The organism is Mesorhizobium sp. BR1-1-6 (genome assembly GCF_020165355.1).
Lineage (GTDB): Bacteria > Pseudomonadota > Alphaproteobacteria > Rhizobiales > Rhizobiaceae > Mesorhizobium.
In genome coordinates this window covers 119075-125074 of the sequence record NZ_JAIUHZ010000015.1, presented here as the reverse complement: position 1 = coordinate 125074, position 6000 = coordinate 119075, and the positions used below count along the sequence as shown (strand labels likewise).

The following is a 6000-nucleotide window of genomic DNA, read 5'->3' as shown; positions in this document are numbered from 1 at the left end:
CTCGATGCCCTTGGCGTCGAGCGCCGCAAACAGCTCCGGCGTGAAATGCAGGCCCGCCGTGGGTGCTGCGACGGCGCCTTCCTCCCGGGCATAGATGGTCTGGTAGTCGGCCCGGTCGCGCTCGTCGTCGTCGCGCTTCGAGGCGATATAGGGCGGCAGTGGGATGTGGCCGACCGCATGCAGCGCCTCGTCGAGGAAAGGGCCCGACAGGTCGAAGCCGAGCAGCGCCTCGCCCGCCTCGCCCTTTTCGATCACCGTGGCGTCAAGCTGGCCGAGGAAGCACGAATTGCCGTCATGGCCGAAATGGATGCGGTCGCCGACGGCAACGCGCTTGCCCGGCCGCATGAAGGCCAGCCAACGGTCCGGCGCCATCCGCATGTGCAATGTGGCTTCGACCTGCGCCGCCGCCTCGCCGCGCCGCCTGATACCTTTGAGTTGCGCCGGGATGACCTTGGTGTCGTTGAAGACCAGCACGTCACCAGCCTGGAGCAGGGAAGGCAGGTCGCGGACCGCCCGGTCCGAAAACCCCTCGCCCGGCCTGACCACCAGCATCTTTGCGCTGTCTCGCGGCTCTGCCGGGCGAAGCGCGATACGCTCTTCCGGAAGGTCGAAATCGAACAGATCGACACGCATCAGAAGAGCCTGATAAGCAACGCCCCGGCCAGAAGCAGCACCGCGCCGGCCACGCGGCCGAGCGAGATTTCGCGAACCGCGACGCCGAGGAATCCGACGCGGTCGATCAGCATGCCCGCCAGCAACTGGCCCGCCACCAGGAACGCCATCAGCGCGGCGGCGCCGATGCGTGGCGTCAGGATGGTGGACAGTGTGACGTAGAAGCCGCCCAGCATGCCGCCGGCGATGAACAGCCACGGCGCGGGCGCCTTCCAGTCGAGCGAGATGCCTTGCAGCCTCACCACCGCGACGGCAATGATGCCGAGCACGATGGCGCCCGACAGGAACGAAAACGCGGCAGCCGCGACCGGGAGCCCCAGGCCGCGCGCCAACTGCGAATTGATCGGCGCCTGAATGGCAATGAAGGCGCCGGACAGGATGCCGAGAAGCGACCAGACGACGCCCATCATTGTCCTGTCGCCTTACTTGACGTCGGCCGCGACCTTCAGCGACACGATCTTGTCGGGATCCTGCACCGGCTCGCCGCGCTTGATCTTGTCGACATTGTCCATGCCTTCGATGACCTGGCCCCAGACCGTGTACTGGCGATTGAGGAAGGCTGCATCGTCGAAGCAGATGAAGAACTGCGAATTGGCCGAGTTCGGATTCTGCGAGCGCGCCATCGAGCAGGTGCCGCGGCCGTGGTTGGCATTGGAGAATTCGGCCTTGAGATCCGGCTTGTCGGAACCGCCCATGCCAGCGCGAGAAGGCGCGAAAGAGGGCTTGCTCGAATTGCCGAACTTGACGTCGCCGGTTTGCGCCATGAAGCCCTCGATGACGCGGTGGAAGACCACGCCGTCATAGGCACCTTCGCGGGCCAGTTCCTTGATGCGGGCGACATGGCCGGGCGCCAGGTCGGGAAGCATTTCGATGACGACCTTGCCCTTGGTCGTTTCCATGATGAGCGCGTTTTCGCGATCCTTGATGTCGGCCATGTCTGATATCCTTTTCAAAAAACAAAACTATTTGTCGGCGGCGATGCGCACCTTGATCATCCGGTCGGGATCGGTGACCGTGCCGTTGTCGGCCTCGTCGCCCTTCTTGATGTGGTCCACCAGTTCCATGCCGCTGACGACATTGCCCACGATCGTGTACTGGCCGTCGAGCGGCGGCGCCGGCGCGAACATGATAAAGAACTGCGAGTTTGCCGAATTCGGATCCTGCGAGCGTGCCATGCCGACCACGCCGCGCTTGTAGTGCTCGGTCTGCGAGAATTCCGCCGGCAGGTCCGGCAGGTCGGAGCCGCCGGTACCGACAGCCTGGGCGTTGAAGCCTTTGTTCATGTTGCCGAATTTGACGTCGCCGGTCTGCGCCATGAAGCCGTCGATGACGCGGTGGAAGGCGACGTTGTCATAGGCATGCTCACGCACCAGCTTCTTGATCTGCGCGACATGCTTGGGCGCGAGATCGGGACGCAGCGCGATGGTTACATCGCCGTCCTTCAGGGTGATGATCATGGTGTTTTCCGGGTCGGCGGCATAGGCCGAGGCCGATGCTGTCACGAGACCGGCAAGCACGACGAGGAACGAGGCGAGCTTTTTCAGCTGCATGGTCTTCTCCGAGAACCCTATTTTGTGAATTTGGCGGCGAGTGCACCGGCGACCGCGGCCGGCACGAAGGGGCGGATGTCGCCGCCCATCGAGGCAATCTGGCGCACAAGTGTGGCGGTAATGGTGCGCACCGAGGGGCTGGCGGGCAGAAAAACCGTCTGCAGCTCAGGCGCCATGGTTTCGTTCATGCCGGCCATCTGCATCTCGTAGTCGAGATCGGTGCCGTCGCGCAGGCCGCGGATCATGATCGAGGCCCCCTGTTTCCTGGCCGCATCGATGACCAGCCCGTCGAAGGCGACCACCTTGATGCGCGTGCCGTCGCGGCCAAATTCGGCCTTGGTCGCGGCCTCGATCAGTTCGACCCGTTCCTCGAAGGAAAATAGCGGCTTCTTGCCGGGATGGATACCGATCGCCGCATAGACAATGTCGGCCACGGCCAGCGACGCCTTCAGCACGTCGAGATGGCCGTTCGTCAACGGGTCGAAGGAGCCGGCATAAAGGGCAATTCGTTCGTTCATGCCGGTGCTTCTAACGGGCGCGCGGACGGAAGGCAAATCTCATTGATGCGATCCCCTTGAACCTTTTTGCAGGGATGAACGACAGATGAATGCGCCGATCACGAACGCTTCACGCAGCGTTCACTACCTTGCCCCTTTAAGAAGATGAAACCAAAGTCCCATGTAAGCGTTGTAGAGCGCAGGAGAACACGCACATGCTGATCTACATGCTCGCCACTGCAATGACCGTCGCCATGCTGATCGCCACTGTATTCGGGCTGCATCAGGAGGCCCAGCGCGTCCGCATCAAGACCAACGCCAAACGCTTCGAAGGGTTCGGCCCCCGCAAGCCTCACCGTCACTATTGAACTAGCCTGAATTTGTTGCGACGCGCCGGCCGATTGGCCGGCGTTGCCATGTCTGTCCAAGCCAGACTTATTGCGCATCATCCGGGCCGGCATCGGCCGCCGGATCGATCTCGGCACCAACCTCGACGATTTCTTCCTCGTCCGATTGCGGCTCGGAAATCCGCTCGACCGAAACCACCTTCTCGCCTTCCGCCGTGTTGAAAATGGTCACGCCCTTGGTGGCGCGGCTGGCGAAGCGGATGCCATTGACCGGCACCCGGATAACGGTACCGCCGTCGGACACCAGCATGATCTGGTCGTCATTGCCGACCGGGAAGGTTGCCACCAGCCTGCCGATCTCGGCCGTCTTCGACACGTCGGTGGCCCGAATGCCCTTGCCGCCGCGTCCGGTCAGACGGAAATCATAGGACGATGAGCGCTTGCCGTAGCCGTATTCCGTCACCGTCAGCACGAACTGCTCATGCGCCTTGAGGAACTCATAGCGCTCGTCCGACAGCTCCGCCTCCTCGCCGACCTCTTCGTTGGTCAACGCGATCTCTTCCTCCTCGCCTGCCGGGATGCCGGCGGCCAGGCGCCGTTCGGCCACCACGCGCTTCAGATAGGCGGCGCGTTCGGCCGGCGGCGCATCGACATGCTCGATGACGGCCATCGAAATGACGCGGTCCGTTTCGGCCATGGCGATGCCGCGCACACCGACCGAGTTGCGGCTCTGGAAGACGCGCACGTCGCCGACGGAAAAGCGGATGCATTGGCCGGAGCTGGCGGTCAGAAGCACGTCGTCATTGTCGGTGCAGGTCTCGACGCCGAGGATCTCGTCGCCCTCCTCCTCCAGCTTCATGGCGATCTTGCCGTTACGGTTGACCTGGACGAAGTCGGAGAGCTTGTTGCGGCGCACCGTGCCGCGCGTGGTGGCGAACATCACGTCGAGCTCGCCCCAGCTCGTCTCATCTTCCGGCAACGGCATGATTGTGGTGATGCGCTCGCCCTGCTCCAGCGGCAGCATGTTGATCAGCGCCTTGCCGCGCGACTGCGGATTGCCGATCGGCAGGCGCCAGACCTTCTCCTTGTAGACGATGCCGCGCGAAGAGAAGAACAGCACCGGCGTGTGCGTGTTGGCCACGAACAGGCGGGTGACGAAATCCTCTTCCTTGGTCGACATGCCCGAGCGGCCCTTGCCGCCGCGGCGTTGCGCCCGGTAGAGCGACAATGGCACGCGCTTGATGTAGCCGGAATGGCTCACCGTCACGACCATGTCCTCGCGCTGGATCAGGTCCTCGTCTTCCATGTCCGCGCCGCCTTCGCTCAGTTCGGTGCGGCGCGGCGTGCCGAATTCGTCGCGCACGGCCGCGAGCTCGTCCTTGACGATCTGCTGGACGCGGGCGCGGGACGACAGGATATCGAGATAATCGACGATCTCGGCGCCAATCGTGTTCAACTCGTCGGCGATTTCGTCGCGGCCGAGTGCCGTCAGGCGCTGCAGGCGCAACTCCAGGATCGCGCGCGCCTGTTCCTCGGACAGATTGTAGGTGCCGTCCTCGTTGATGCGGTGGCGCGGGTCGTCGATCAGGAGGATCAGCGATTCGACGTCGCCGGACGGCCAGCGCCGCTCCATCAACTGCTCGCGCGCCGTCTGCGGGTCGGGCGCTGTGCGGATCAGTTTTATCACTTCATCGATGTTGGCGACGGCGATTGCGAGGCCGACCAGCACGTGGGCCCGGTCGCGCGCCTTGCGCAGCAGGAACTTCGTGCGCCGGGTGACCACCTCCTCGCGGAAGGACACGAATGCTCTCAGCATGTCGGTCAGCGTCAGCAGTTCGGGCTTGCCGCCATTCAGCGCCACCATGTTGGCGCCGAAAGAGGTTTGCAGCGGCGTGAAGCGATAGAGCTGGTTGAGGATGACGTCGGCCACGGCGTCGCGCTTCAGCTCGACGACGACCCGATAGCCCTGGCGGTCGCTCTCGTCGCGAATGTCGGAAATGCCCTCGATGCGCTTGTCGCGCACCAGTTCGGCCATCTTCTCGATCATCGACGATTTGTTCACCTGGTAGGGAACCTCGGTGATGATGATCGATTCGCGGTCATTGCCGCGGGCCTCGATGTTGACCTTCCCGCGCATGACGATGGAGCCGCGGCCGGTCGAATAGGCGCTGTAGATGCCGGAGCGGCCGAGCACGATGCCGCCGGTCGGGAAATCCGGCCCCGGAATGATTTCCATCAGCGCCGGCAGGTCGATGGCCGGGTTGTCGATGATGGCGATCGCGGCGTTGCAGACTTCGCCCAGATTGTGCGGCGGGATGTTGGTGGCCATGCCGACGGCGATGCCGCCCGAGCCATTGACCAGCAGATTGGGAAAGCGCGCCGGCAGAACCTTCGGCTCGCTGCCGGAAGCATCGTAAGTGTCCTGGAAATCGACCGTATCCTTGTCGATATCCTCCAGCAGCTCATGCGCGACCTTGGTCAGCCGCGACTCGGTGTAGCGCATAGCCGCCGGCGGATCGCCATCGATCGAGCCGAAATTGCCTTGCCCGTCGATGAGCGGCACGCGCAGCGACCAGTCCTGCGCCATGCGCACCAGGGCGTCATAGATAGAGGCGTCGCCATGCGGATGGTATTTACCCATCACGTCGGCGACCGGGCGCGCCGACTTCACATATTTGCGGTTCCAGTGATAGCCGCTCTCATGCGCGGCGAAGAGAATGCGGCGATGCACCGGCTTCAGGCCGTCGCGCACGTCGGGCAGCGCGCGGCTGACGATCACGCTCATGGCGTAATCGAGATAGGATCGCTGCATCTCCTCGATGATCGAAATCGGCTCGATGCCGGTGGGGCCGCCGTCGGCGCCGCGCGGTGTTTTTTGGTCGGTCAAATCGGATCACAATCTAAACAGGAATCACTTGCCGTATATATAGGAAG

General features: G+C 63.4%; 7 protein-coding genes. 1 reads left to right on the top strand and 6 read right to left on the bottom strand.

What is annotated here, in order from left to right:
* The 5 genes from LB545_RS23435 to coaD form a co-directional block, all read right to left on the bottom strand.
* Positions 1 to 633 (bottom strand): S-adenosylmethionine:tRNA ribosyltransferase-isomerase (locus tag LB545_RS23435; RefSeq protein WP_224705913.1); only part of this gene is annotated, 633 nt, incomplete at its 3' end.
* Positions 633 to 1082, bottom strand: a complete 450-nt coding sequence (locus tag LB545_RS23430) for a DMT family transporter (protein WP_140515312.1) — start codon at positions 1080 to 1082, stop codon at positions 633 to 635. The genes LB545_RS23435 and LB545_RS23430, both read right to left, overlap by 1 nt.
* A gap of 12 nt (positions 1083 to 1094) precedes the next feature.
* On the bottom strand, positions 1095 to 1607 hold the full coding sequence (locus tag LB545_RS23425) for a peptidylprolyl isomerase (RefSeq protein WP_140525351.1): 513 nt from the start codon (positions 1605 to 1607) through the stop codon (positions 1095 to 1097).
* A 27-nt stretch (positions 1608 to 1634) separates the two neighbouring features.
* Positions 1635 to 2129: a peptidylprolyl isomerase gene (locus LB545_RS23420; protein WP_224518951.1), complete on the bottom strand. Its 495-nt coding sequence runs from the start codon at positions 2127 to 2129 to the stop codon at positions 1635 to 1637.
* Between the two features lie 110 nt (positions 2130 to 2239).
* Complete coding sequence (gene coaD, locus LB545_RS23415) at positions 2240 to 2740, bottom strand: pantetheine-phosphate adenylyltransferase (protein WP_140525353.1); 501 nt, start codon at positions 2738 to 2740, stop codon at positions 2240 to 2242.
* A 194-nt stretch (positions 2741 to 2934) separates the two neighbouring features.
* Between coaD and LB545_RS23410 the strand changes: the two genes are divergently transcribed.
* Complete coding sequence (locus LB545_RS23410) at positions 2935 to 3087, top strand: hypothetical protein (protein WP_140498827.1); 153 nt, start codon at positions 2935 to 2937, stop codon at positions 3085 to 3087.
* 67 nt (positions 3088 to 3154) lie between these two features.
* Here LB545_RS23410 and gyrA read toward each other — a convergent pair whose 3' ends face one another.
* A complete protein-coding gene (gene gyrA, locus LB545_RS23405; RefSeq protein ID WP_140498829.1) occupies positions 3155 to 5953 on the bottom strand; it encodes a DNA gyrase subunit A in 2799 nt (932 codons plus the stop codon).
* Positions 5954 to 6000: the final 47 nt, after the last annotated feature.

Excerpts from the sequence above, each read along its gene's own strand:
- LB545_RS23430 (WP_140515312.1), bottom strand. The coding sequence starts at position 1,082 with ATGATGGGCGTCGTCTGGTCGCTTCTCGGCATCCTGTCCGGCGCCTTC.
- LB545_RS23425 (WP_140525351.1), bottom strand. The coding sequence starts at position 1,607 with ATGGCCGACATCAAGGATCGCGAAAACGCGCTCATCATGGAAACGACC.
- LB545_RS23420 (WP_224518951.1), bottom strand. The coding sequence starts at position 2,129 with ATGATCATCACCCTGAAGGACGGCGATGTAACCATCGCGCTGCGTCCC.
- coaD (WP_140525353.1), bottom strand. The coding sequence starts at position 2,740 with ATGAACGAACGAATTGCCCTTTATGCCGGCTCCTTCGACCCGTTGACG.
- LB545_RS23410 (WP_140498827.1), top strand. The coding sequence starts at position 2,935 with ATGCTGATCTACATGCTCGCCACTGCAATGACCGTCGCCATGCTGATC.